At 60.1% G+C, this 23,989-nt stretch carries 20 protein-coding genes; 13 read left to right on the top strand and 7 right to left on the bottom strand.

Translation table 11 applies throughout. The features are described from left to right. Positions 1-63: 63 nt before the first annotated feature. The gene (locus ACWHXD_RS01430) at positions 64-963 is read left to right on the top strand and encodes a LysR family transcriptional regulator (RefSeq protein WP_003187729.1); all 900 of its coding nucleotides are present in this window, start codon (positions 64-66) and stop codon (positions 961-963) included. Between the two features lie 114 nt (positions 964-1,077). Here the strand turns inward: ACWHXD_RS01430 and ACWHXD_RS01425 are convergent, their stop codons facing one another. Further along, the gene (locus ACWHXD_RS01425; RefSeq protein WP_014716498.1) at positions 1,078-2,394 is read right to left on the bottom strand and encodes an OprD family porin; all 1,317 of its coding nucleotides are present in this window, start codon (positions 2,392-2,394) and stop codon (positions 1,078-1,080) included. Between the two features lie 409 nt (positions 2,395-2,803). On the opposite strand from ACWHXD_RS01425, the gene ACWHXD_RS01420 reads away from it, so the two are divergent. After that, positions 2,804-4,879 carry a TonB-dependent receptor gene (locus ACWHXD_RS01420; RefSeq protein WP_138761749.1) on the top strand — a complete coding sequence of 692 codons (2,076 nt, stop codon included), beginning with the start codon at positions 2,804-2,806 and terminating at the stop codon, positions 4,877-4,879. 130 nt (positions 4,880-5,009) lie between these two features. Here the strand turns inward: ACWHXD_RS01420 and ACWHXD_RS01415 are convergent, their stop codons facing one another. The 3 genes from ACWHXD_RS01415 to ACWHXD_RS01405 form a co-directional block, all read right to left on the bottom strand. Then, positions 5,010-5,225, bottom strand: coding sequence for a hypothetical protein (locus tag ACWHXD_RS01415; RefSeq protein ID WP_044270565.1), 216 nt, complete (start codon positions 5,223-5,225; stop codon positions 5,010-5,012). 235 nt (positions 5,226-5,460) lie between these two features. Continuing rightward, entirely contained in the window at positions 5,461-6,567 is a 1,107-nt protein-coding gene (gene aguA, locus ACWHXD_RS01410) for an agmatine deiminase (RefSeq protein WP_138761750.1), read from the bottom strand. A gap of 121 nt (positions 6,568-6,688) precedes the next feature. Continuing rightward, positions 6,689-9,598: an aminotransferase gene (locus ACWHXD_RS01405; protein ID WP_138761751.1), complete on the bottom strand. Its 2,910-nt coding sequence runs from the start codon at positions 9,596-9,598 to the stop codon at positions 6,689-6,691. Positions 9,599-9,749: 151 nt separating this feature from the next. On the opposite strand from ACWHXD_RS01405, the gene rfbB reads away from it, so the two are divergent. Genes rfbB through ACWHXD_RS01370 form a run of 7 tightly spaced genes read left to right on the top strand, consistent with a single transcriptional unit; the run spans position 9,750 to position 16,831 of the window. Next, positions 9,750-10,832, top strand: a complete 1,083-nt coding sequence (rfbB, locus tag ACWHXD_RS01400) for a dTDP-glucose 4,6-dehydratase (RefSeq protein ID WP_069556673.1) — start codon at positions 9,750-9,752, stop codon at positions 10,830-10,832. After that, the gene (rfbA, locus tag ACWHXD_RS01395; RefSeq protein ID WP_098949819.1) at positions 10,829-11,704 is read left to right on the top strand and encodes a glucose-1-phosphate thymidylyltransferase RfbA; all 876 of its coding nucleotides are present in this window, start codon (positions 10,829-10,831) and stop codon (positions 11,702-11,704) included. The genes rfbB and rfbA overlap by 4 nt, the downstream gene beginning before the upstream one ends. Then, positions 11,701-12,246: a dTDP-4-dehydrorhamnose 3,5-epimerase gene (gene rfbC, locus ACWHXD_RS01390; protein ID WP_044270559.1), complete on the top strand. Its 546-nt coding sequence runs from the start codon at positions 11,701-11,703 to the stop codon at positions 12,244-12,246. The genes rfbA and rfbC overlap by 4 nt, the downstream gene beginning before the upstream one ends. Before the next feature lie 8 nt (positions 12,247-12,254). Next, positions 12,255-13,124 carry a dTDP-4-dehydrorhamnose reductase gene (gene rfbD / locus ACWHXD_RS01385; RefSeq protein WP_169918275.1) on the top strand — a complete coding sequence of 290 codons (870 nt, stop codon included), beginning with the start codon at positions 12,255-12,257 and terminating at the stop codon, positions 13,122-13,124. Between the two features lie 34 nt (positions 13,125-13,158). Further along, the gene (locus ACWHXD_RS01380) at positions 13,159-14,967 is read left to right on the top strand and encodes a sensor histidine kinase (protein WP_138761752.1); all 1,809 of its coding nucleotides are present in this window, start codon (positions 13,159-13,161) and stop codon (positions 14,965-14,967) included. Continuing rightward, entirely contained in the window at positions 14,964-16,349 is a 1,386-nt protein-coding gene (locus tag ACWHXD_RS01375) for a sigma-54-dependent transcriptional regulator (RefSeq protein WP_032894092.1), read from the top strand. The genes ACWHXD_RS01380 and ACWHXD_RS01375 overlap by 4 nt, the downstream gene beginning before the upstream one ends. Before the next feature lie 26 nt (positions 16,350-16,375). Then, positions 16,376-16,831: a thioesterase domain-containing protein gene (locus ACWHXD_RS01370; protein WP_138761753.1), complete on the top strand. Its 456-nt coding sequence runs from the start codon at positions 16,376-16,378 to the stop codon at positions 16,829-16,831. 127 nt (positions 16,832-16,958) lie between these two features. Here the strand turns inward: ACWHXD_RS01370 and cysQ are convergent, their stop codons facing one another. After that, positions 16,959-17,795 carry a 3'(2'),5'-bisphosphate nucleotidase CysQ gene (cysQ, locus tag ACWHXD_RS01365; RefSeq protein WP_138761754.1) on the bottom strand — a complete coding sequence of 279 codons (837 nt, stop codon included), beginning with the start codon at positions 17,793-17,795 and terminating at the stop codon, positions 16,959-16,961. Next, on the bottom strand, positions 17,792-18,358 hold the full coding sequence (gene nudE, locus ACWHXD_RS01360; protein ID WP_032894100.1) for an ADP compounds hydrolase NudE: 567 nt from the start codon (positions 18,356-18,358) through the stop codon (positions 17,792-17,794). Before nudE ends, cysQ begins: the two co-directional genes overlap by 4 nt. An 87-nt stretch (positions 18,359-18,445) precedes the next feature. On the opposite strand from nudE, the gene yrfG reads away from it, so the two are divergent. After that, positions 18,446-19,111 carry a GMP/IMP nucleotidase gene (gene yrfG / locus ACWHXD_RS01355; RefSeq protein ID WP_032894102.1) on the top strand — a complete coding sequence of 222 codons (666 nt, stop codon included), beginning with the start codon at positions 18,446-18,448 and terminating at the stop codon, positions 19,109-19,111. 127 nt (positions 19,112-19,238) lie between these two features. Here the strand turns inward: yrfG and lysM are convergent, their stop codons facing one another. Further along, the gene (gene lysM, locus ACWHXD_RS01350) at positions 19,239-19,679 is read right to left on the bottom strand and encodes a peptidoglycan-binding protein LysM (protein WP_032894105.1); all 441 of its coding nucleotides are present in this window, start codon (positions 19,677-19,679) and stop codon (positions 19,239-19,241) included. A gap of 242 nt (positions 19,680-19,921) precedes the next feature. Here lysM and fdhD point away from each other — a divergent pair, with 242 nt between their 5' ends. From fdhD to ACWHXD_RS01335, 3 genes are all read left to right on the top strand, one after another. Beyond that, complete coding sequence (gene fdhD / locus ACWHXD_RS01345; RefSeq protein ID WP_032894106.1) at positions 19,922-20,761, top strand: formate dehydrogenase accessory sulfurtransferase FdhD; 840 nt, start codon at positions 19,922-19,924, stop codon at positions 20,759-20,761. Further along, the gene (locus ACWHXD_RS01340) at positions 20,758-23,106 is read left to right on the top strand and encodes an FdhF/YdeP family oxidoreductase (RefSeq protein ID WP_138761755.1); all 2,349 of its coding nucleotides are present in this window, start codon (positions 20,758-20,760) and stop codon (positions 23,104-23,106) included. Before fdhD ends, ACWHXD_RS01340 begins: the two co-directional genes overlap by 4 nt. Before the next feature lie 326 nt (positions 23,107-23,432). Beyond that, positions 23,433-23,915, top strand: coding sequence for a glycine zipper domain-containing protein (locus tag ACWHXD_RS01335; RefSeq protein WP_003187699.1), 483 nt, complete (start codon positions 23,433-23,435; stop codon positions 23,913-23,915). Positions 23,916-23,989: the final 74 nt, after the last annotated feature.

Here is a 23,989-nt window from a genome sequence, read left to right as displayed (position 1 = left end):
AAACAAAAACAGGCCTATAATCCGAACATATCGGACTCTGGTGTCCGCAGTGAGGGCCATCCGTTGGAGTCGCTTGGCAGCATTTCATTATTTGTATTGGTGGCTGAGACTCGAAGCTTTACCCAGGCAGGGAAACGATTGGGCATCTCTTCGTCGGGCGTCGGTAAAAGTATTGGTCGGCTGGAGGACAGGCTCGGGGTACGTCTTTTCCAGCGCAACACGCGAAGCATCGCCCTGACGCTGGAAGGCTCACTGTTTCTTGAACGCTGTCGACGAATACTTTCAGAGCTTGAAGCTGCAGAAATGGAGCTGAGCAACGCACGTGAAAAACCGAGGGGCAAATTGCGAATCAGCCTGCCGCTCGTCAGCGGCCTCGTCATGCCAGCAATCATTCAGTTCATGCGCACCTACCCGGAAATAGAACTCGACATCGACTTTTCTGATCGCATGGTCGACGTTATCGAGGAAGGTTTTGACGCCGTGTTACGCACAGGCGAGCCCACTGACTCGCGGCTGATCTCTAAACGGCTGGGAGGCTTCCAGTTGCAGATTGTGGCGTCTGCTGCCTATCTCGCAGCGTATGGAGTACCCAAACGCCCAGCGGATCTGGCCATGCATTCATGTCTGCTGCACAAGTTTCCTTCGACGGGAAAAGTGGAACCTTGGCCTTTACGCGTTGCGGCTGGAGAGCCGGATTTCGAGCTGCCTCAAACAATGGTGTGCAACACGACTGAAGTGATTGTCGATGTGGCTCGTTCAGGTTTGGGCGTTGCCTGCCTGCCTGATTTCATGACGACCCAATCCATCAAGAACGGCGAATTGGTGCAAGTGCTGACGGACTATACGGTTCATACCGGAGTCTTTCGGCTTGTATGGCCTTCCAGCAAACACCTTTCACTGAGGCTGCGAGTCTTCATAGACTTTATGCACAGTCAGCTATTTAACAGCGCCTTGAACGAATAATAAGCGGGTGGCGTATGTGCACCTCCAAGTCACCCGCTTAGCCGGCGCGCAATAAAAAACCCCGAACCAGTCGGGGTTTTTTATGGCCTGGCATCAGGCACGACACTCGATCAATTAGAAAACGTTGATCGGGTAGTCGGCGAACAGACGGATTTCGTTACCGCCTACGTTGTACTCGCTGGCGTTGTTGGAAACGCGCAACCACGAGGCACGAGCACGCAGGCTCAGGTCTTTGGCTGGGCCGCTCTGTACCACGTACTTGAACTGGTTCCAGATTTCACGCTCGGTACCATCGCCACGGTTGGTGCCGTCGTCGATGTTGGTACCGCGCACGTAGGCAATGTTGTAAGTCAGGCCCGGTACGCCGAAGGTGGCGAAGTCGATGCCGTAACCTGCTTGCCAGGAGCGCTCGTCCTTGCCGTTGAAGTCGGACCAGTAGGAGTTGGCCAGCAAGATGGTATTGCCGCCGTCGCCGATACCGCCGGCGTTGCGGTAGCCGCCGTACAGGTAGCCAGTGTCACCGGTGCTGCGCTGGTGAGCGATGGTGAAGCTGTGCGGGCCAACGGCCCACGTGGCGCCCAGGCTCCAGATTTTGTTGTCGCGCGCGTCAGCGTCTTTTTGGTTTTCCAAGGCGAAGCTGCGATCCAGCTTGGTCTTGTAGCCATTGAAGTCAAATGTCAGCGACTGCTGCTGCGGCAAGGCCAGCACGTAGTTGACGTTGACGTATTGCTTCTTCAACACGTCCTGCATGTCGGAGGCGTACAGGGCAGCCGACAGGCTTTCGGTGAATTTGTAGCTACCACCGATATAGTCGATGCTTTTCAGGCGGCCGCTGTCGGTACCTTCCATGCTCTTGCGCGCTTCTTTGGTGAAATGACCCGCGTCCAGTTGCAGACCGGCGATCTCTTTAGAAACGATCGAAGTACCGGTGTAGGTTTCCGACAACAGGCGAGAGTTGTCGTACTGCAGCACAGGCACAGCCGGGAACTGATCACCGTACTTGAGTACCGTGTTGGAAACGCGGAACTTCACGGCAGCGCCGCCTTTGGCCAGGTCGTGTGGTGCCGAGCCTGGGTTTGGCTTGCCGTTGTCATCAAGAGTGCCGTTGCCCTGCTTGAAGAAGTCGATACCGCCGGCGCCAGCGCGACCTTTACCACCGTCCAGGCGGATAGCGTATTGGCCAATCACATCCACACCCACACCTACAGTGCCTTGGGTGAAGCCGGACTCGAACTTGCCGATGAAGCCTTGGCCCCATTCAGCTTTGTCCTGCTTGCCGTTTTTGTAGTCACGGCTGATGTAGGCGTTACGTGCTGCGATGTTCAGGTGGCTGTCTTCAACGAAACCCTTGGATTGCTCCTGGTCGTTTGCCATTGCTGTCGATGCGCTCAAAATCCCCAGAGCGATCAGACTCATCCGTTGCTTCAACATTTTCTTATATTCCTTATTACGGGTTGAGTACGCGCTGTGACACCAGGCTCCTATTGCTTTTTCTGGTGTCGACTTTGCCGGCAAAAAAGAAGGCCCGCGGACGACTGAATTGCCGCGGGCCTTTTTTTATTGGATTAGTCATGGTGGTTAGCCACAGGCGTTGGGCGCAATCCTATGCGGGCGTTGAACTATGTGTCAATTTCGTGAATCGTCTGTATTTAGGCGATATTCGTCTAAGCGGCTAGGTGAAGCGCGGGAATGAAAGCCTGAAAAGCGCCTTGAATCCCCCTCGAAACACATTAAGTAACAAATCCGACAGGGCGTGCGTTAGGGAATAGATAACACGCGCAAATGCAAAGCATTACCATTCGCGCACAATTTTCCTGCCACATCATTTGGATACACTCCCATGCCTGCCCCTCGCCTGACGCCCCTCTCCCTTGGGCTCTCTGTTCTGCTGTCTGCCGGTTTTGCCAGTGCGGCCACGGTCTTGCCCGAAACCTCGATCAGTGTGGAAGCAGACGAAGACGACCCACGGGTCAAGGAGACCAGCACCGCCACACGCACCGCGACGGCTGTTCGCTATGTGCCCCAGGCGATCGACTCAGTCAAAACCGAAAGCCTGCGTTCCTATGGCACCAACGACCTGGGCCAGGCCTTGAGCGGTATCCCCAACGTCAGCAGCGGCGCGGATACACGCTTTGACAGCCTGCGCATACGCGGCTTCGACGCCAGCAATGACTTCTATCTGGACGGTATTCGCGACGACAGCCAGTACGTGCGCGACCTGCATAACATCGAGCGTATCGAAGTGCTCAAGGGGCCGGCCGCCGTGCTTTATGGGCGAGGCGGCCAGGGCGGGATCGTCAACCGGGTGAGCAAAATGCCCACCCCAGGGCAAAAGTCCAGTATCGAAGCCCAAGGCGGCAGCAACGATTTGCGCAGCCTGTATGCCGACCTGAGCACCGACCCCACCGACAACATCAGCCTGCGCCTGAACATGGGCAACCAGGACAACAACAGCTTTCGCGATGGCGTCAGCGGCAACCGCCAGTTGTTCGCGCCATCGATGAGCTGGCAGCTCACTCCAGAGCTGAACTGGCTGGTGCAATACGAATACAGCCGCTACAACCGCACCCCAGACCGTGGCATTCCGGGCGTCAACGGGCGCCCGGCGGATGTGAGCCGCAGCACCACTTACTTTGACCACGGCGATTACATCGACGATAAATCCCAGTCCCTGCGTTCCAAACTCGCCTACGAGCTCAACGCCGACTGGCAACTGCGCCACACCCTCGGCGTGTTCAAGCTCGACAGTGATTTCGACAATACCTACCAGACCGGCTATGACCCGAAAACCAACACCGTCACCCGCCAACACTGGCAGCAGGACCTGACCACCCGCAACGTGTTCAACAACCTGGAGCTGGAAGGCGGTTTCGACACCTTTGGCCTGGAACACCGCCTGCTCACTGGTATTGAGCTGGGCAGCCAGCGCCGCGATCCGAAGCTGTACTCCGCTCGGGATGGCAGGACAGTGCCGAGCCTGGACCTCAACCAGCCCAATCGCCGCCTGAGCCACACCGGGAGCATGCGACTGTCGAGTAACAACCACACTGAAGTTGAAAGCCGCGCCCTGTATGTGCAGGACCAACTGCGCCTGAACGACCAGTGGCAACTGCTGGGCGGGCTGCGTTACGACCGTTTCGAAGTGGACACCACCAACAAGCTGCTCGACATCCAACAGAATGTGAAAAGCCACAGCACCAGCCCGCGCGTCGGCCTGGTGTGGACGCCCTTGGAGCACCACTCGTTCTATGCCTCGTGGAGCAAGACCTTCTCGCCAGCCGGCGGCGGCCTGATCGGCATCACGCCGAACGCCACCGGCAACGCCAACGACCTGAGCCCGGAGCTGACCAAGCAAAAGGAAATCGGCGTGAAGAGTGACTGGTTCGACGAGCGCCTGAGCACCACCCTGGCCGTGTACGAGCTGGAACTCTACAACCGCCGCACCAGCGACCCGCTGGACCGTACCGTTACCCTGCTTACTGGCGAACAACGCTCACGCGGCGTGGAGCTGACCGCCACCGGCAAGATCGTCGACAACTGGTATGTGCGCGGCGGCGTGGGCCTGCAGGACGCCAAGGTCGAGAAGGACAACAATGGCTTTGAAGGCAAACGAATCAGCGACGTGGCCAAGCGCAACGCCAGCCTGTTCATCACCTGGAAACCAGAGATGGGCTGGTACGCGGAAACCGGTTTGACCCTGGTGGGTGATCGTTATGCCGACAACCTCAACACCGTGGTGCTGCCGGGTTATGGCCGCTGGGACGCGCTGGCCGGGTTCCGTCAGAAAGAATGGGACGTGCGGGCAGCACTGAACAATATCGCCGACAAAAACTACTACGCCTCGGCGACCAGTGCAGCGCAGATTCAACCGGGTGAGCCGCGAAGTCTGGTGGTCACCGGTACCTACAGCTTCTGACATAGCTCATGTGAAATACGGTTTGTGTGGGAGCTGGCTTGCCTGCGATTGCGGTGGGCCAGCATCCCCTCTGTCGGCTGATACGCCGCTATCGTAGGCAAGCCTGCCACCTTTAGATTTCGGCGTTCTGTCAGTTGCTCATCAACTCGCACAACGCCTGCACCTCATCCTCCGTGAACAACCCCACCGGGTAGCGCTCACTCATCACGCTACGCAAGTCAGGCGCTTGCCTGACCTGTCGCGAGCCGTTTGCCTTCAACCAGAGGGCCAACGCATGGATCGCATCACCATCGACCCGCAAAGGGTGGAACGTACGCGTGTTCATCAGGTGGACATCGGCATTCATTTCAGCGCTCTCTCCTACTGCGTGAGCGGCTAACTTACTCAAGGTTTGTGACAGAACTGCGCGGTCATCCCCCTTGGGCCACTGTAACCACAGCGATACAAGAGCTATGCCAATGTGCCGTGTTCATTGGCATACAGGCATGAAAAAGCCCGCGACCGGGCTGGGTCGCGGGCTTGCGGGGAGCACTGCAATGGCGCAGTGCTCGTACGCCATCAAGGCGCTGTTACAACTGCACTCACTTTCGCTGCGGGGCTGGCTGCTGTTGGGTCAGGCAATGGATATTGCCCCCACCCAGTAACAGTTCGCGGCCCGGCACCATCACCACTTCATGTTGTGGGAAGAGGTTCTGCAGGATTTGCTTGGCCTGTTCGTCCAACGGGTCATCGAAGCTCGGCGCGATGATGCCGCCGTTGACGATCAGGAAGTTGACGTAGGAACCGGCCAACCGCACGGTCGGATTACGCTCCTGGCTGCCGTCAACCAGGTCTACGCCGGCGCATTCCTCTTCGGTGGCATACAGCGGACCCGGGATCGGCATTTTATGCACGATGAACGAGCGGCCCTGGGCATCGGTGCTGCTTTGCAGCACGTCCAAGGCTGCGTGGCAGCGTGGGTAGTTCGGGTCTTGCGGGTCATCGGTCCAGGCCAACAGCACTTCGCCCGGGCGCACGTAGCAGCAGAAGTTATCCACATGGCCGTCGGTTTCGTCGTTGAACAGGCCGTCCGGCAACCAGATGATCTTATCCACAGCCAGGTTATCGCTGAGCACCGCCTCAATGGCCGCACGATCAAGGTGCGGGTTGCGGTTGCGGTTCAACAGGCACTCTTCGGTGGTGATCAGGGTGCCTTCGCCGTCGACATGAATCGAACCGCCTTCAAGCACAAAGCCTTCAGTGCGGTAACGCGGTGCGCGCTCCATCTCGAGGATCTTGCCTCCCACCTGGGAATCGCGGTTCCACGGCGAATACAAGCCGCCGTCAAAACCACCCCAGGCGTTGAAGTCCCAGTTCACACCCCGTACTTCACCACTGCCGTTGATCACGAAAGTCGGGCCGGTGTCGCGAACCCAGGCGTCGTCATTGGACATTTCCACCAGGCGGATATTGGGTACATCCAGGCGGGCACGGGCGTTTTCATACTGGCCGGCGGAAACCGCGACAGTCACCGGCTCAAAACGCGCGATGGCCATGGCCACCGCCACATGGGCCGCCTGCGCAGGCTTGCCGCCCAGGCGCCAGTTGTCTGGGCGCTCGGGCCAGATCATCCAGGTCTGGGTCTGGGGCGCCCATTCGGCAGGCATGTGAAAGCCATCGGCGCGAGGTGTACTGTGCAGGGTGGTCATGGCGATCAGGGCTCCGAATGGGGTGAAGGGCAACTTTATAATGGATAAAAATCGGCTTTAATAGCCTAAAAAAATGATAGGTACTCGGATTTGCGAAAAATAGCCGATAACCATCGATAAATCACAGTTGCTCATCCAGCACTTTCGACAGCATGTCCACAAAGAAATCCACGCTGCGCCGGGAAGTGACCATCGGCGGCTTGATCTTGAGGATATTCAGGTAATCCCCGGTAGGCTGCATGAAAATCCCCAACTCACGCAGGCGATCACACAACAAGGCGGTTTCCGCCGTCGCAGGTTCGAGGGTATGGCGATCACGCACCAGTTCAAGGCCCAGATAGAATCCCGAACCGTGTACAGCACCGACGAGTGGATGGCGGTCGATCAATTCCTCCAGTCGTGCCTTGAAATGCCCGCCTACCACTTGGGCGTTTTCCCAGAGCTTTTCCTCCGCCATCACGTCCAGCACTGCCATCCCGATCCGGCAGCTGACCGGGCTGCCTCCCGATGACGAGAAGAAGTAACCCTCGGCCTCCAGCGCCTCGGCAATTTCTCGGCGGGTGATCACTGCGCCCAACGGCTGGCCGTTGCCCATGCCTTTGGCCATGGTGATGATGTCGGGCACCACTCCCTGCTGTTCAAACCCCCAGAAGAAATGCCCCATGCGGCCGTAACCCACCTGCACCTCGTCGGCGATGCACACGCCACCCTGGGCACGGACCAAGCCATACACCTGTTTTAGGTAACCCGCTGGCAGGGAGATGCCGCCGGCATTGCCGTACACCGGCTCACAGATGAACCCGGCCAATTGACGCCGGCTCGCGGCGATTTTCGCCAGGTTATGCTCCACGCTTCGTACATAGTCCGGCGCGCTGTCCGGCCCACGGAACTCACCACGGTAAGTATTGGGCGCGGTCACCGGGTGCACCCAATCCGGGCGGCTGCTCAAGGCCTGGGGGTTATCGGCAATCGACGTGGACACGGCATCCGCCGCCACCGACCAGCCGTGATAGGCCTCCAGCACGCTGAGCATGTCGCGCCCGCCGCTGTAGGCCCAGGCCAGGCGAATCGCCAGGTCATTGGCCTCGGTGCCGCTGTTGACCAGGAACACCCGGTCCATGCCCTCCGGCGCCAACGCCAGCAAGCGCTCGGAGAACTCGGCAATTGCCGCATAGTGAAACCGCGAGTTGGTGTTGAGCAACGACCACTGCCGCGCTGCCACTTCAGCCATGCGCGGGTGGCCATGGCCCAGCACGGCCACGTTGTTGAGCATGTCCAGGTAGGATCGGCCCTGCATATCGATCAGGTGGTTACGCCAGCCACGCTCGATACGCGGTGGGTCGGCGTAGTAGTGCTTCTGGGAGCGGGCAAAGCTGGCATCCCGCCGGGCCAGCAGGGCCTCTGGGTCCAGTTCCGGCTCCGCATCACAGGCCAGGCCCAACAGCGCCGCGGGCGACGGGCACAACGCCTGCCACGCCAACGCCCGGGAAGGTGTGCAGAACAGCGGTGGCTCAAGGTCGGCGCGGCATAACTGCACGGTCAACGGCGCCTGAACCTCGCCCAGCACCTGCCCTTTGACCAGCGTTGCGCCGGGCTTGAGTGATGTGCGTACGCCCCACAGGCGCAGGCTCAGCCCACTGCTATGCAAACACAGTAAGCCGTCGGTGCCTTCGCGCAGCGTTCCCGCAAAGGGCGCCTCCAAAACCGTGCCGTGGGGCAGATGCAGTTCGACATGCAGGGGGAAGGTCTCGGGCTCTAGCGCACTGTCGGGACGGGTGCGCGACAAGCGGTATTGTCCATAACGACTGGCCGCCAGCCCATGCACCGTCGCTGCTTCATCCAGCAAGCGCCGATCTATGCCGGGAGTCTCCCAATTGCCAGCCTCGAAATGCGGGCTGAGTACGCCCAGGTCGATCAGGGCGAACTCGCGCCCCACCAAGCCTGGCAATAAAGGCGCGAAGTCTTGGGTGGCGACGGGCGGTAGTGTCTCGCCGACGCTGCTGAGAATCGCCGCTTGCATGAGTTCAAAGGACACCGACGTGGCGATATCGAAAATTTCCCACTCGTGTTCGGCGTTTTTCTTCAGATAAGCGTTATCCGGGTCCAGGCGTTGCTGCTGCTCACTGCTGAGCACCAACACCGCCGCGCGGCCGACGATCAACGGCCACAGCACTTCTAACTCTTCGCGCTGCAACGGCGTGACCGCGTGACAGGCCTGGATCGCCGGCAACAGGGCAAACGGATCACCGTCGGCATGGTGCAACAGCGACGCGCAGGTCACAGACAGGTCGGTAATTCGCCAGGTGCGCGCCAGATCACCAAAATCGATCACGCCTTGAATACGCCAGTGCCGCTGGGTATCACGCTGCCACACCACGTTGTCATCGGTGATGTCCATGTGCACCGCTTGCCACGGCAGGCGTGCCGCCAACGGCTGGACATGCGCCTCGACCTGCCTGGCCACCTGCTCCAATGCGGCACGGTGCGGCAGATCGGGCAAGGTCGCCAGCAGGTGGATGATCAATGCCTGGGCGTGGCGCGGGTCCCATTGCAGGGTGCGCTCCAGGCCAGGGTGTTCGAAACCTGCCAGCGCGTGGCTCATTTGCCCGCACAACTCACCAAAGCCTTCGATCACGGCACGGCTCAGGTGGGGCAAATGCGTCAGGGGCTGGCCGTCGATGTAGTCCAACAGCCGCAGGTGCAGGGTTTGGCCATCGACGTTGACCGTCAGCAACTCCTCGCCTTTCACGGTCTGGATGACCTTGGGCACGCGCAAGCCGGCATGCGTACCCAGGTTGTTGAGGGCCGTATGCTGGGCCTGGAGTTCAACCGCGGCGTAGTCACCCCGGCAGATCTTCAGAACGAAACGGCCCCGCGTGCTGTCAATTCTGTAGTTGAGGTCTTGTTGACTGCCCAATGAGCGTAATTTGCCCGCCAATCCATAGTGTCGATCGAGCAGGTGTGCTGCCTGCTCGGGGGTGACTTGTGGGCAAGGCAAGCTGGCACGGTGGGTCAACGTGGCTAACGACATTGTGACGACCTTTGATTTTTCAGGCGTCTATATCGCCATTGTTCTGTGGCGTTAATCAACCCCTTCTGCTCACGGCACTTGCGCCGGCCCGATTCACAACTCAAGCTATGCTACTTTCGCCCAGTGTCCGTCTAAGGAAAAGGCCCTCGACATGCGTATTCTCATCACCGGCGGTGCCGGATTTATTGGCTCGGCCCTGATCCGGCACTTGATTCAACACACTGAGCATGAAGTGCTCAACCTGGACAAGCTGACTTACGCCGGCAACCTCGAGTCGCTGGCCAGCATCGCGTCCAACAGCCGCTATGAGTTTGTCCAGGCCGATATCATCGACCAGGCCACCGTCAGCGCCGTGCTCGCACGCTTCGAACCCGATGCGATCATGCATTTGGCGGCCGAGTCCCATGTGGACCGTTCCATTGACGGTCCGTCGGATTTTATCCAGACCAACATCGTGGGCACCTACAGCCTGCTGGAAGCCACGCGCGCCTATTGGCAGAAGCTGGCAGAGCCGGCAAAAAGCGCATTCCGTTTCCACCACATCTCCACTGACGAGGTGTATGGCGACCTGCACGGCGTGGACGACCTCTTCACCGAGACCACGCCTTACGCACCGAGCTCGCCGTATTCCGCGAGCAAGGCCGCGTCCGACCATCTGGTACGCGCCTGGCAGCGCACCTATGGCCTGCCTGTGCTGCTGACCAACTGCTCGAACAACTACGGGCCGTTCCACTTCCCCGAAAAATTGATCCCGCTGGTGATTCTCAACGCCCTGGCGGGCAAGCCACTGCCGGTATATGGCGATGGTCTGCAGGTGCGTGACTGGCTGTTCGTTGAGGATCACGCCCGTGCGCTGCTCACAGTGGTCACGACTGGGGTTGTGGGCGAAACCTACAACATCGGCGGCCACAACGAGCAGAAGAACATCGACGTGGTACGTGGCATCTGCGCCCTGTTGGAAGAATTGGCGCCACAACGCCCAGCCGGCGTGGAGAAATTCACTGACCTGATCACCTTCGTCAAGGATCGCCCAGGCCATGACCAACGCTACGCCATCGACGCCAGCAAAATCGAACGCGAACTGGGCTGGGTCCCGGAAGAAACCTTCGAGACCGGCCTGCGCAAAACCGTGCAGTGGTACCTCGATAACCTGGAATGGTGCCGCAGGGTCCAGGACGGCAGTTATCAAGGTGAACGACTGGGCAATACTGACGTGAAGGATTTGATCGCATGATGAAGGGAATTGTATTGGCCGGCGGTTCCGGCACGCGTTTGCACCCCATTACCCTGGGCGTGTCCAAACAGTTGTTGCCGGTGTATGACAAGCCGATGATCTACTACCCGATCTCGGTACTGATGCTGGCGGGGATCAAGGACATTCTGGTGATCTCCACGCCAGTGGACTTGCCGCAATACCAGAACCTGCTGGGCGATGGCAGCCAGTTCGGCGTGCGCTTCACCTACGCGGAGCAGCCTTCGCCGGACGGCCTGGCCCAGGCATTTATCATCGGCGAAGAGTTCATTGGCGATGACCCTGTGTGCTTGATCCTGGGGGACAACATCTTCCACGGCCAGCATTTTGGCGATCAACTGCGCACCGCCGCCGAACGTCCTTCGGGCGCCACGGTGTTCGGCTACTGGGTCAAAGACCCTGAGCGTTTCGGTGTGATTGACTTCGATAGCGAAGGCCGCGCCCTGTCCATCGAAGAAAAACCGGCTAAACCCAAGTCCCACTACGCGGTGACCGGCCTGTACTTCTACGACAACGACGTGATCAAGATCGCCAAAGCGGTCAAGCCTTCGCCACGCGGCGAGCTGGAGATCACCGACATCAACAATGCCTACCTTCAGCGTGGCGATCTTCACGTTGAACGCTTCGGCCGTGGTTTCGCCTGGCTCGACACTGGCACCCACGACAGCCTGTTGGAAGCCTCGACTTACGTTCAGACCATCGAGCACCGCCAGGGCTTGAAAGTGGCCTGCCTGGAAGAGATAGCCTACGAAAATGGCTGGATCAATCGTGATTATCTGCTGGAGCGTGCCAAGTACTTTGGCAAGACCGGCTATGGTCAGTACCTGTATATGCTCGCTGGAAACACTAAATGAACGTGATTGCCACTGAGCTGCCCGGTGTATTGATCATCGAGCCGAAGGTTTTTGGCGATGAGCGCGGTTTTTTTTATGAGAGCTTCAATGCCCGCGCGTTTGAAAAAGCCAGCGGGTTACAACTGCAGTTTGTGCAGGATAATCACTCGCGCTCGCAAAAAGGCGTGCTGAGAGGTCTTCACTACCAGGTAGAACACGCTCAGGGAAAACTCGTGCGTGTGACTGCCGGCGAAGTATTGGACGTGGCGGTGGATATCCGCCGCAGCTCGCCGCATTTTGGCAAGTGGGCCAGCGTACGCCTATCGGCAGAAAATAACCGCCAGTTATGGATTCCACCAGGCTTTGCCCATGGATTCGTCGTGCTGAGCGACTACGCCGAATTCCTTTACAAGACCACGGATTACTACACGCCGTCTGCGGAGCGTTGTATCCGTTGGGATGACCCGGATCTCAACATCGACTGGCAGCTCAATGGCACCCCGACGCTGTCCGCCAAGGACCAGAGCGGTAAAACCCTGAAAGACGCGGATCTATTCCTGTGATGGCGCCTCTGAAAATCCTCATCACCGGCCAACACGGCCAAGTCTCCCAGGAGCTGCAGCAGCGGCTCCAGGGCCTGGGCGAACTTATCGTCCTGGGCAGCAAGCAACTTGACCTGGCAGACGCAGACCTCATCCGCCAGCAAGTGCGCGCCCATCGCCCTGGCCTGATCATCAACGCGGCGGCCCACACCGCCGTCGATATGGCCGAGAGCGAACCGGACGCTGCGTTTGCCATCAATGCCATCGCTCCCGGCATCCTCGCCGAGGAAGCCAAGGCGCTGGGTATCCCGCTGATCCATTACTCGACCGACTACGTGTTCGACGGCAGCAAACCTGCTGCCTACACCGAAGACGACACGCCCAACCCATTGGGAGTCTACGGTCAGAGCAAGCTGGCGGGTGAGCAGGCGATTGCGGCTGTAGGTGGCCAGTACCTGATCTTGCGCACCAGCTGGGTCTATTCGAGCCATGGCAAGAATTTCCTGCTGACCATGCAACGCCTGCTGCAGGAAAAACCACAGATGCGCATCGTGGCCGACCAGATCGGTGCGCCGACCTGGGCCGGTACCATCGCCAACAGCACTCGCGTGCTGATCGAGCAGTGGCAGGCCGGTAAGGCTGGGGATTGGGGTGTTTACCACCTCACTGCCCAGGGTGAAACCTCCTGGTTCGGTTTTGCCGAAGCCATTGGCGAGCAACTGCGCGCCGAGGGCAAGGCCTGTGCCGAGCTGGAGCCGATCCCTTCCAGCGCTTACCCGACCCCCGCCAAGCGCCCGCTGAACTCGCGCCTGGACTGCACGCGCCTGCAACAACAATGGCACGTCAGCCAGCCACAGTGGCAAGACGCATTGCACGAGTGTCTTGCACAGCAGCACTAGGCATAATGCGCCTGTACCCACAGGCGCGACGTCCATGACCCCACCCCTTCCGCGAAGACCCCGCTGGCGCAGCCTCGCCCTGCTGGCTTTGTGCCTGGCGCCGCTGTTGTGGCCGCTGGAGCATTTGGCCGAGCGCTATTACCGCAGCGAGCTGGCCGGGCAAAACCGCCAGACCCTCGACCTCTACGTCGCCAACTTGTTGGGCACCCTGCATCGCTACGAAATACTGCCGCAAATCCTCGGTGACTTGCCGGCCCTGCGCACCGCATTGGACGCGCCCCACGTCAGCACCCACCTGGTCAGTGCCAACCAGTTGCTCAAGGACGTCGCCGCCCAGGCCGGGGTAGAGGTGATGTATTTGATGGACACCACCGGCAAGACCCTCGCCGCGTCCAACTGGGACAAACAAGACAGCTTTGTCGGGCGCAACTTCTCCTTCCGTCCGTATTTCAGCGAGGCCATGGCCGGGCGCCTAGGGCGTTTCTTCGGCCTGGGTACCACCTCGGCCAAGCGCGGCTACTTCTTCGCTGCCGCGGTACGTGACGGCGACACCATCATCGGCGTGCTGGTGGTGAAGGTCGATCTGGACCACACCGAAAGCCTGTGGGGCAATACCCCGGAACAACTGTTGGTCACCGACCATAACGGCGTGGTGATCCTCACCTCACGCCCGCAATGGCGATTCCGCGCCACTCGGCCACTAACCGCCGAAGAGCGCGAGGCCATCGTTGCCATCCAGCCCTACCCCACCCGCGACCCGCAGCCGCTGAGCCTCAGTAGCAGCGCCTGGCTGCGCCAATCCACGGCCATCGCCGAGACCGGCTGGAACGTGGAAATCCTCGCGCCGCGCTCGCTGATCAACCGTCCGGTGCGCACGGTCGTCGCGGTAGGCGGCGCCACATTGTTGGTGCTGATGCTGTTGCTGGGGTTGCTGATGCAGCGCCGCCGGCACTACCTGGAACGCATCGCCTTCGAAGCCAAGGCCCGCCGCGAGTTGGAGATGCGCGTGGCCGAGCGTACCAGCGACCTGGAGGGCCTGAACCGGCGCCTGAAACAGGAAGTGCTGGAGCGCGAGCACGCCCAGCAAGAACTGGTGCGCGCCCAGGACGACTTGGTCCAGGCCGGTAAACTCTCGGCGCTGGGCACCATGTCGGCGAGTATCAGCCATGAACTCAATCAGCCACTGGCGGCGATTCGCAGCTATGCCGAAAACGCCGAGATTTTGCTCGACCATGAGCGCACCAATGATGCCCGTGGCAACCTCAAGCTGATCAGCGAATTGACCGGGCGCATGGCCTCGATCATCGCCCACTTGCGCGCCTTCGCCCGCCGTGACCGTCACGCGCCGGAGAGCGTGGCTTTGCAACCGGCGCTCGACGACGCCCTGGCATTGCTGGCCAAGCGTCGGCGTTCGATGGAGGTGGAGTTGATCCGCGACCTGCCCGAGGCGACCCTGTGGGTGCAGGCCGGTGAAACCCGCCTGCGCCAAGTGCTGGGTAACTTGCTGGCCAATGCCCTGGATGCTCTCACCGAAAAAGGCCCGCCACGTAAACTCTGGCTGAGTGCCGAAACCACGCCCCAAGGCGTCAACTTGTATATTCGCGACAACGGCCCGGGCTTTTGCATGGAAGCCCTGGGCCGCGCCAGTGAGCCGTTCTACACCACCAAGACGCGCACCCAAGGCCTGGGGCTAGGGCTGGCGATCTGCGACACCCTGATGCGCGCCTTTGGCGGCGAACTGTTGTTCGCCAACCACAAGGAGGGCGGCGCGCTGTTAACCTTGAAATTGCGTGCCGGCTCGCCGGGCGTCAGTCTGCAACCGTCCGAGGACCGCAGTGTATGAGTATCGACAACTCGATTCAGGTGGTATTGATCGACGACGATCCACACCTGCGTCAGGCCCTGTGCCAGACCCTGGACCTGGCCGGCCTGAAAGTCCTGCCCCTGGGCGAAGCCACCGGGCTCACCGCACGCCTGTCCCGCGACTGGCCAGGCGTGGTGGTCAGCGACATCCGCATGCCCGGCATGGACGGCCTGGAACTGTTGGCCGAATTGCACGGCCAGGACCCCGACCTGCCGGTGCTGCTGATCACCGGCCACGGCGATGTACCGCTGGCGGTGCAGGCCATGCGTGCCGGCGCCTATGACTTTCTGGAAAAACCCTTTGCCAGTGACGCGCTGCTCGACAGCGTGCGCCGTGCCCTGGCCCTGCGCCGGCTGGTGCTGGACAACCGCAGCCTGCGCCTGGCCCTCAGCGATCGCCAGCAACTGAGCACGCGCCTGGTAGGGCACTCGCCACAGATGTTGCGCCTGCGCGAGCAAATTGGTGCACTGGCCGCGACCAAGGCCGATGTGCTGATCCTCGGCGAAACCGGGGCAGGCAAGGAGGTCGTCGCCCGCGCCCTGCACGACCTCTCAAGCCGACGCAGCGGCCCGTTTGTCGCGATCAACGCCGGGGCCCTGGCGGAATCGGTGGTGGAAAGCGAACTGTTCGGCCATGAACCCGGCGCGTTTACCGGCGCGCAAAAGCGCCGCATCGGCAAGTTCGAGTTTGCCAATGGCGGCACGCTGTTTTTGGATGAAATTGAAAGCATGAGCCTGGATGTACAGGTCAAGTTGCTGCGCCTTTTACAGGAGCGCGTAGTGGAACGCCTGGGTGGCAATCAGCTGATCCCGCTGGATATCCGCATTATCGCCGCCACCAAGGAAGACCTGCGCCAGGCCGCCGACCAGGGCCGCTTCCGTGCCGACTTGTATTACCGCCTCAATGTGGCGCCGCTGCGCATCCCGCCGCTACGTGAACGGGGTGAAGATGCGCTGATGCTGTTCCAGCATTTCGCCGACGAGGCCAGCAGCCGTCACGGCCTGCCCTTGCACGAACTGCAACCGGGCCAGCGCGCGCTATTGCTGCGCCACAGCTGGCCGGGCAATGTGCGGGAACTGCAAAACGCCGCGGAGCGTTTCGCCCTCGGCCTGGAGCTGGCCCTGGACAACACCCAGGACCATCCCGCCGCCGGCGTGCTGACCTCCACGCCAGGAGGCCTGAGCGAGCAAGTCGAACAGTTCGAAAAAAGCCTGATCGCCGCCGAACTGACCCGCCCCCACAGCTCCGTGCGCAGCCTCGCCGAAGCCTTGGGCGTGCCGCGCAAAACCTTGCATGACAAACTGCGAAAACACGGCCTGAACTTCGCCGACAGTGCCAGCCAGAGCTCAGACGACGAATGACATCGTCAACCCACAAAGAGGCCGCCATGAGCCGCGACAGCCGTTACCTGGAATCCATCCTTCACCATGACATCCCCCTCACCCGGGAAATGGGCCTCAAGGTGCTCGACTGGCAACACGACCAACTGCAACTGCACCTGCCCTTGCAGGCCAATATCAACCACAAGAGCACCATGTTCGGCGGCAGCCTCTACTGCGGCGCGGTGCTGGCGGGTTGGGGTTGGCTGCACCTAAAGCTGCGTGAAGCCGGGATTGAAGACGGGCATATCGTGATTCAGGAAGGGCAGATCAGCTACCCACTGCCGGTGACGCAAGACGCGACAGCCATTTGCGCGGCGCCGCAGGAGAAGGTTTGGAAACGCTTTGTGGCGACCTACCAGCGCTATGGGCGGGCGCGATTGGCGCTGGAGACGTGGATAGTAAATGAGGGCAGCGAAGAGCACGCTGTCGTCTTTACCGGCCAGTACGTGCTGCACCGCTAGCAGCCACTCCATAAAACTAATGTGGGAGCTGGCTTGCCTGCGATAGCGGTGGATCAGCCAATACCTGTATGACTGACACTCCGCCATCGCGGGCAAGCCCGCTCCCACATTTTGCTCTGCAGTGATCTTAAGATCTGGCCAGGGTCAAAAGCCGTTCACGCCACGCAGCCTTGGCCGGCAACGCCAGAAAGAACGGGTTCAGCAACGATTCCCGCGCCGGGTAGCTGAACGGCTTACCATTCAACTCCAGCACTTCACCCCCCGCCCCTTCCAATACACCCTGGGCCGCTGCGGTATCCCACTGCGAGGTCGGCGCCAGGCGCGGATAACAATCGGCACTGCCCTCGGCTAATAAGCAAAACTTCAACGAGCTGCCGATATTCGCCAGTTTCAACTCGCCCAAGCCTTCACTGAGGCCATTGAGCAGGCGCTCCTGCTCAGGGCTGGTATGACGACGGCTGGCCACCACCGTAAAGGCCTCACCCGAGGCCGGGGCCTGGCGTACTTGAATCTGCTTGGGCGCTGCATTGACGTCCGAACGCCAAGCCCCCAGGCCCGCGCCGCCGAAGTAGCAGCGGCCAGTGGTCGGTATCGATACCACGCCGAACACCACGCGGCCCTGTTCGATCAAGGCAATATTGACGGTGAATTCTTCACTGCCAGAAATGAATTCCTTGGTGCCATCCAAAGGGTCCACCAACCACCAGCGCTGCCAACCGGCACGCACACTCTGATCGATATCGGCATCCTCTTCAGACAGCACTGGAATGCTTGGGTCCAGCGCGGTGAGGCCTGCGAGAATCAGATGGTGGGCAGCCAGGTCGGCAGCCGTCACGGGTGAATCGTCCGCCTTGGAGGTCACGGCTACGTCGGCACGCCAGTACGGCAGGATAGCCTCACCGGCCTGGCGCGCCAGCTCAATGACCGGGGCGATAAACGGGTGGCCTAAAAACAGTTCGCTCATGCGTTGAACGCTCCACGCTGGGTCAACAGGTCTCTGACCAGATACAACGCCGCCAGGGCGCGACCTTCGCTGAATTGCTCGTTTTGCGCCAACGCCGACAGCTCACGCAGGTTGACCCGGTCTACCCGCATCGGCTCGGGCTCATCACCCTCAAGGCGCTCTTCATAGAGATCGGTAGCCAGCACCACCTGAATTTTCTGGCTCATATAACCAGGCGACAATGACAGCTCGGTGATGTGCTCCAACTGCCGTGCGCCATAGCCGGCCTCTTCCTTGAGTTCGCGGTCTGCCGCCGCCAGCACGTCTTCGCCGGGCTCGATCAGGCCTTTGGGTAATGACAATTCATATTCGTCAGTGCCGCCGCAGTATTCTTCCACCAGCAATGCATGATCTTCATCGATCATCGCTACAATCATCACGGCGCCGTAGCCCGTGCCACGCCCGACAAGACGCTCGTAGGTGCGCTCAACGCCATTGGAAAAGCGCAATTGCACTTCCTCCACGCGGAACAAACGGCTACTGGCGACTATTTCGCGGGCGAGGACAGTGGGTTTCTGGCGCATAAACGGCTCCTTGGCGTGATCGGGTTACTATACCGTGGCTTTTCCGATTGTCTGTGTCGGATATCTTTACTTACATGAGACCCCACCATGCCCTCTCTGCCCTGGCACGCCATCGACACCGTCCTGCTGGACATGGACGGCACCCTGCTCGACCTGCATTACGACAACCACTTCTGGATGGAGCACCTGCCCCAGCGCTACGCCGAACTGCACGGTGTGAGCCAGGCCATGGCCGAAATGGAGCTGCAACCGCTGTTTGAGCGTAACGCGGGACAGTTGCAATGGTATTGCCTGGATTTCTGGAGCACTGAACTCAAGATCCCGGTGCGCGAACTCAAGCTGGAAACCGCCCACCTGATTGCCCTGCGCCCGGATGCCGATACGTTCCTGGCGGCGATCAAACAGGCCGGCAAGCGCGTGATCATGATCACCAACGCTCATCGTGATTCGCTGTCATTGAAGTTGGAACGCATTGAACTGGCGCCGTATTTCGAGCGCTTGATCAGCTCTCACGACTACGGTTTTCCCAAGGAAAACCCGCAATTCTGGCAAGCCTTGCAAGCGGATATCCAGTTTGACCCGGCCCGTAGCCTGTTTATAGATGACACCTTGCCGATCCTGCGCAGCGCCCGGGATTTCGGTGTAGGGCATTTACTGGCCGTGAAAGAGCCTGATAGCAAGAAAGGACCAAAGGACACTGCAGAATTTGCAGCCGTCGGGGATTATCGAGAACTCATTGCCGGGCTTATGTAGAAGCGAGCTTGCTCGCGAAAAACGTCAACGATAACGCGTGCTTCCTGGATAAACGCGGTGCCTGTGAGTTTTTCGCGAGCAAGCTCGCTCCTACAAAAGGGCGAGCTTGCTCATTTTATCCTGCGTATTACTCAGGAATGCGCAGTGTCTGGCCTGGGTAGATCTTGTCCGGGTGCGACAACAGTGGCTTGTTAGCCTCGAAGATCTTGTTGTACTTATTCGCGTCGCCATAAACCGTTTTAGAGATTGCGCTCAGGGTGTCGCCGCTTTTCACTACAACAAAACGCGAAGCCACAACCACTGGACCGGATACTGTGATCTGGTCATCCACACTGGCCACGCCAGCAATGTTGCCCAGCGCCAAAAGGATCTTTTCTTTCTCTTCCTGCGTGGCCACTTCACCGGTCACTGTGACCTTGTCGCCATCCACCGTGGTTTGCACGTTTGGATTACCCAGGCCCACCTTGCTCACATGCTCCTTCAACTGCTCACTGGCGTTCGCATTACCCGGCGTCAACAGGTCGACAATCTTTTCGCCGGCTTCTTTGATAAAGCTAAAAATACTCATGGTGCGCTCTCCTTGGGATTTAATTTCCAGATGCCCAAGACTAGACCAGTCCTGCCGACTTGGGTTCCAGACTGGCTAAAGACTCAAAAGTATCTCAATCGCCCCTGCCTGGAATAAGCCCGACGAAAACGCCGGTGAACCTTGATCGACGCCCTCTATCAATAGATCAATACTGGCGATTAGACGCGACCCTTTGTCGCGCCTAGTCTAAACACTGATCAATCCGCCGGTGGTACTGCCCCATGAACGCCAAGCGCCCTCACTGCGCGGCGCCCGCTCTCGAAACGACTGCGCCCGTCGCCAGCCAGAGCTATCACTATTGCAATCTTGAACACACAGAAGTGGCCAGCACTGCGCTGGCCGAAGAAGTGGCGTTGGCGATTGCCTATAACGATATCAGCCAGGCGGTAATGCTGGTGACGCCTACGGACCTGGAAGACTTCATTGTAGGTTTCAGCCTCGGTAGCGGCATTATCACCGACGTTAACGACATTTATGACCTGAAAATCAGCGGTTCAGGCGCAGCCCAGTACGCTCAGGTACAGGTTTCCAGCCGCGCGTTCTGGAACCTCAAGCAGCAACGCCGCCAATTGGCGGGCACCAGCGGCTGTGGCCTGTGTGGCGTGGAAGCGGTAGAGCAAGCATTGCCCGACCTACAGGTGCTGCCCGGCGCGCCCTTGCCGCCGGCGCAGTGGCTCGATGGCTTGCGCCAACGTATCAGCGCATTCCAACCCCTGGGCCAGCACAGCGGCGCCGTGCATGCGGCGGTGTTTATGAACAGCCAGGGCGAATTGCTGATGGGTCGCGAAGACATCGGTCGGCATAACGCTCTGGATAAATTGATTGGCGCATTGATCCGCCAAAAGATTCCGACCGACGGCGGCCTGGCGATTGTTACCAGCCGCTGCAGCCTCGAATTGATTCAGAAAGTTTTGCGCGCCGGCATCCAGACCCTGGTCAGCCTGTCGTCGCCCACCGGCCTGGCCCTGCAATGGGCGCGCCGGCACAACCTCAACCTCATCCACCTGCCGCAAAAAAGCGCGCCACGGGTCTATAGCCCTGCGATGGAGCACCAGCCATGAGCCTTCACCACCAAGCCGACCAGACCCCAACCCCACGCTATAAGCCCTACAAAGGCCCAGCCGGTGGCTGGGGCGCCCTGATCAGCGTGGCGCAAGCCTGGCTGACCAGCGACAACGCCCTGAAAAACCTGCGCATGATGCTCAAGACCAACCAGAACGGCGGCTTCGACTGCCCGGGCTGCGCCTGGGGCGACTCGCCGGAAAGCGGCATGGTCAAGTTCTGCGAAAACGGCGCCAAGGCAGTCAACTGGGAAGCCACCAAGCGCCGCGTCGATGCGGCCTTCTTCGCCAAGCACAGCGTCACAGCGTTGCTGGAGCAAAGCGACTATTGGCTGGAATACCAGGGCCGCCTGACCGAGCCGATGCGCTATGACGCCCAGACCGATCGCTACGCGCCCATCAGTTGGGAAGCCGCCTTCGACCTGGTCGGCAAGCACCTCAACGCATTGCCCAGCCCGAATATGGCCGAGTTCTACACCTCGGGCCGTGCCAGCAACGAAGCCGCCTACCTGTACCAGCTGTTTGTACGCGCCTATGGCACCAACAACTTCCCGGACTGCTCGAACATGTGCCACGAAGCCAGCGGCGTAGCCCTGGCGCAGAGCGTGGGCGTGGGCAAAGGCACCGTGACCTTTGATGACTTCGAGCATGCCGATGCCATTTTCGTCTGGGGCCAGAACCCCGGCACCAACCACCCGCGCATGCTTGAACCGCTGCGCGAAGCAGTGAAGCGCGGCGCCCAGGTGGTGTGTATCAACCCACTCAAAGAGCGTGGCCTGGAGCGCTTCCAGCACCCGCAGCATCCGCTGGAAATGCTCACCAACGGTGACAAGCCTACCAACACCGCCTACTTCCGCCCGGCGCTGGGTGGCGATATGGCTATCTTGCGCGGCATGGCCAAATTCCTGCTGCTGTGGGAACGCCAAGCCCTGGCCGAAGGCAAGGAAGCAGTGTTCGACCACGACTTCCTCAATGAACACACTGCCAACGTCCTGGAATACCTGGGCCAGATCGACGACACCTCGTGGGAGGAGATCGTCGAACAGTCCGGCCTGACCCTGGTGGAGATCGAGCAAGCGGCGCGCATGTACGCCAAAGGCAAGAATGTGATCATGTGCTGGGCAATGGGGATTACCCAGCACCGCCACTCGGTGCCGACCATCCAGGAAATCGCCAACCTGATGCTGCTACGCGGCAATATTGGCCGCCCAGGCGCCGGGCTGTGCCCGGTGCGTGGCCACAGTAACGTGCAGGGCGACCGCACCATGGGCATCAACGAACGCCCACCGGTGGTGTTTCTCGACGCACTGGAGCGTCGTTTCCAGTTCCAGGTGCCGCGCGACAATGGCCATAACGTGGTGGAAGCGATTCATGCCATGCTTGAAGGCCGCTCCAAAGTCTTTATCGGCCTGGGCGGCAACTTTGCCCAAGCCACGCCAGACAGCACGCGCACCTTTGAAGCGCTGCGCAATTGCGACCTGACCGTGCAGATCAGCACCAAGCTCAACCGCAGCCACCTGATGCACGGTAAAGATGCGTTGATCCTGCCGTGCCTGGGCCGCACCGACATCGACATCCAGGCCGACGGCCCGCAAGCGGTGACGGTGGAAGACTCGTTCAGCATGGTCCACGGCTCCAACGGCCAACTGCAACCGCTGTCGAAACTGATGAAGTCCGAGCCGGCGATCCTGGCAGGCATTGCTGCCGCCACCCTGGGCAGCACGCCCGTGGATTGGAACTGGCTGGTGGCTGACTACGGGCGCATCCGCGACCTGATCGCCGACACCATCCCAGGCTTCAAGGACTTCAACGAGAAGATCAAACATCCAGGTGGCTTTTACCTGGGCAACTCCGCCGGCGCACGCCGCTGGAACACACCGTCGGGCCGCGCCAACTTCCGTCCGAACATCTTGCCCAAAGACCTGATCCACGAACGCACCCACGCCACGGGCCGGGTGCCGGACCTGATCATGCAGTCGATGCGCTCCCATGATCAGTACAACACCACCATCTATGGCCTGGACGACCGTTATCGCGGGGTCAAAGGCCAGCGGGATGTGCTGTTCGTCAACGAAGCCGACATCATCCGCCTGGGCTTCAAGCCGGGGCAGAAGGCAGACATCGTGTCGCTGTGGGAGGACGGTCGTGAGCGCCGCGTGAAGGGCTTTACGCTGCTGGCATTTGATATTCCGGCGGGGCAGGCGGCGGCTTACTATCCGGAGGTGAACCCACTGGTACCGCTGGAAAGCACTGGCGACGGGAGCCATACGCCAACGTCTAAGTTTGTTGCGATTCGCTTGGAAGCGGCGAGTGACAGTGGGTTGATCATGGCGCGCTCGGCCTGACTTGATCCGAGATATGTGTTGCTTGAACTACCGCTTTCGCGAGCAAGCCCGCTCCCACATTTGAAATGCATTCCAAGTGTGGGAGCGGGCTTGCCCGCGAAGAGGCCAGCACAAGCACCGCACATTCTGCAGCCACAAAAAAAGGCCGCTTTTGCATAAAAGCTGCCCTTCCGAAGTAACTAAAGACCTGCAAAAACGACTTAAGTTCCCTATACAAAACAGTAACTTAGCAAATTGTATACAACCTCTGCCGCCGGTCGGATTTCGATTGTCAGCGGCTCGATACAACCTCAGGATCGCGCCGTCATCCCTTGAGGTTTCCCTGAATGAAGTTCTCCTCGATTCTCTTGTTGTCCCTTGGCCTGGTCAGTGGCGCAGCCATGGCAGGCGGCACCACCGAAGCCGGTGTAGGCGGCGCATTGGGTGGGGTTCTAGGTTCCGTTGTCGGCCAGCAGCTGGGCGGCAACACCGGTTCGACCATCGGCGCGGCCCTGGGCGGCGCTGGCGGTAGCGCGGTCGGCGCAGACAAGCGTAGCCGTGGCGAAGCAGCCATTGGTGGCGCACTGGGCGCAGCCGGCGGCAACGTCTTGGGTCGCAGCGTCGGCGGCAGTACCGGTGCATTGGTCGGCTCAGCAGCCGGCGGTGGCGCCGGCGGCGCGCTGGGCAACTACATGGGTAACGAAAGTGATCGCGACAGCCGCCATTACCGCGATCGCGACCGTGACGATCGTCGCTACTACCGCGATGGCCACCCAGGCCGCGGCCATGCCTATGGGCATCGCAAGAACAAGCATCGTTATCGCGACTGATCAATACGCGCTCTGACGAACACATCCAGTGTGGGAGCCGGGCTTGCCCGCGATCGCAGTGAATCAGGTTTAGA

This window comes from Pseudomonas fjordensis (assembly GCF_976987115.1).
Note: the sequence above shows the minus strand (reverse complement) of the source record. Positions and strands in the feature narration are given on the sequence as shown.

Bases quoted from the DNA above. Each gene is read 5' to 3' on its own strand.
- ACWHXD_RS01425 (WP_014716498.1), bottom strand. From the start codon at position 2,394: ATGTTGAAGCAACGGATGAGTCTGATCGCTCTGGGGATTTTGAGCGCA.
- ACWHXD_RS01420 (WP_138761749.1), top strand. From the start codon at position 2,804: ATGCCTGCCCCTCGCCTGACGCCCCTCTCCCTTGGGCTCTCTGTTCTG.
- ACWHXD_RS01415 (WP_044270565.1), bottom strand. From the start codon at position 5,225: ATGAATGCCGATGTCCACCTGATGAACACGCGTACGTTCCACCCTTTG.
- aguA (WP_138761750.1), bottom strand. From the start codon at position 6,567: ATGACCACCCTGCACAGTACACCTCGCGCCGATGGCTTTCACATGCCT.
- ACWHXD_RS01405 (WP_138761751.1), bottom strand. From the start codon at position 9,598: ATGTCGTTAGCCACGTTGACCCACCGTGCCAGCTTGCCTTGCCCACAA.
- rfbB (WP_069556673.1), top strand. From the start codon at position 9,750: ATGCGTATTCTCATCACCGGCGGTGCCGGATTTATTGGCTCGGCCCTG.
- rfbA (WP_098949819.1), top strand. From the start codon at position 10,829: ATGATGAAGGGAATTGTATTGGCCGGCGGTTCCGGCACGCGTTTGCAC.
- rfbC (WP_044270559.1), top strand. From the start codon at position 11,701: ATGAACGTGATTGCCACTGAGCTGCCCGGTGTATTGATCATCGAGCCG.
- ACWHXD_RS01380 (WP_138761752.1), top strand. From the start codon at position 13,159: ATGACCCCACCCCTTCCGCGAAGACCCCGCTGGCGCAGCCTCGCCCTG.
- ACWHXD_RS01375 (WP_032894092.1), top strand. From the start codon at position 14,964: ATGAGTATCGACAACTCGATTCAGGTGGTATTGATCGACGACGATCCA.
- ACWHXD_RS01370 (WP_138761753.1), top strand. From the start codon at position 16,376: ATGAGCCGCGACAGCCGTTACCTGGAATCCATCCTTCACCATGACATC.
- cysQ (WP_138761754.1), bottom strand. From the start codon at position 17,795: ATGAGCGAACTGTTTTTAGGCCACCCGTTTATCGCCCCGGTCATTGAG.
- nudE (WP_032894100.1), bottom strand. From the start codon at position 18,358: ATGCGCCAGAAACCCACTGTCCTCGCCCGCGAAATAGTCGCCAGTAGC.
- yrfG (WP_032894102.1), top strand. From the start codon at position 18,446: ATGCCCTCTCTGCCCTGGCACGCCATCGACACCGTCCTGCTGGACATG.
- lysM (WP_032894105.1), bottom strand. From the start codon at position 19,679: ATGAGTATTTTTAGCTTTATCAAAGAAGCCGGCGAAAAGATTGTCGAC.
- fdhD (WP_032894106.1), top strand. From the start codon at position 19,922: ATGAACGCCAAGCGCCCTCACTGCGCGGCGCCCGCTCTCGAAACGACT.
- ACWHXD_RS01340 (WP_138761755.1), top strand. From the start codon at position 20,758: ATGAGCCTTCACCACCAAGCCGACCAGACCCCAACCCCACGCTATAAG.
- ACWHXD_RS01335 (WP_003187699.1), top strand. From the start codon at position 23,433: ATGAAGTTCTCCTCGATTCTCTTGTTGTCCCTTGGCCTGGTCAGTGGC.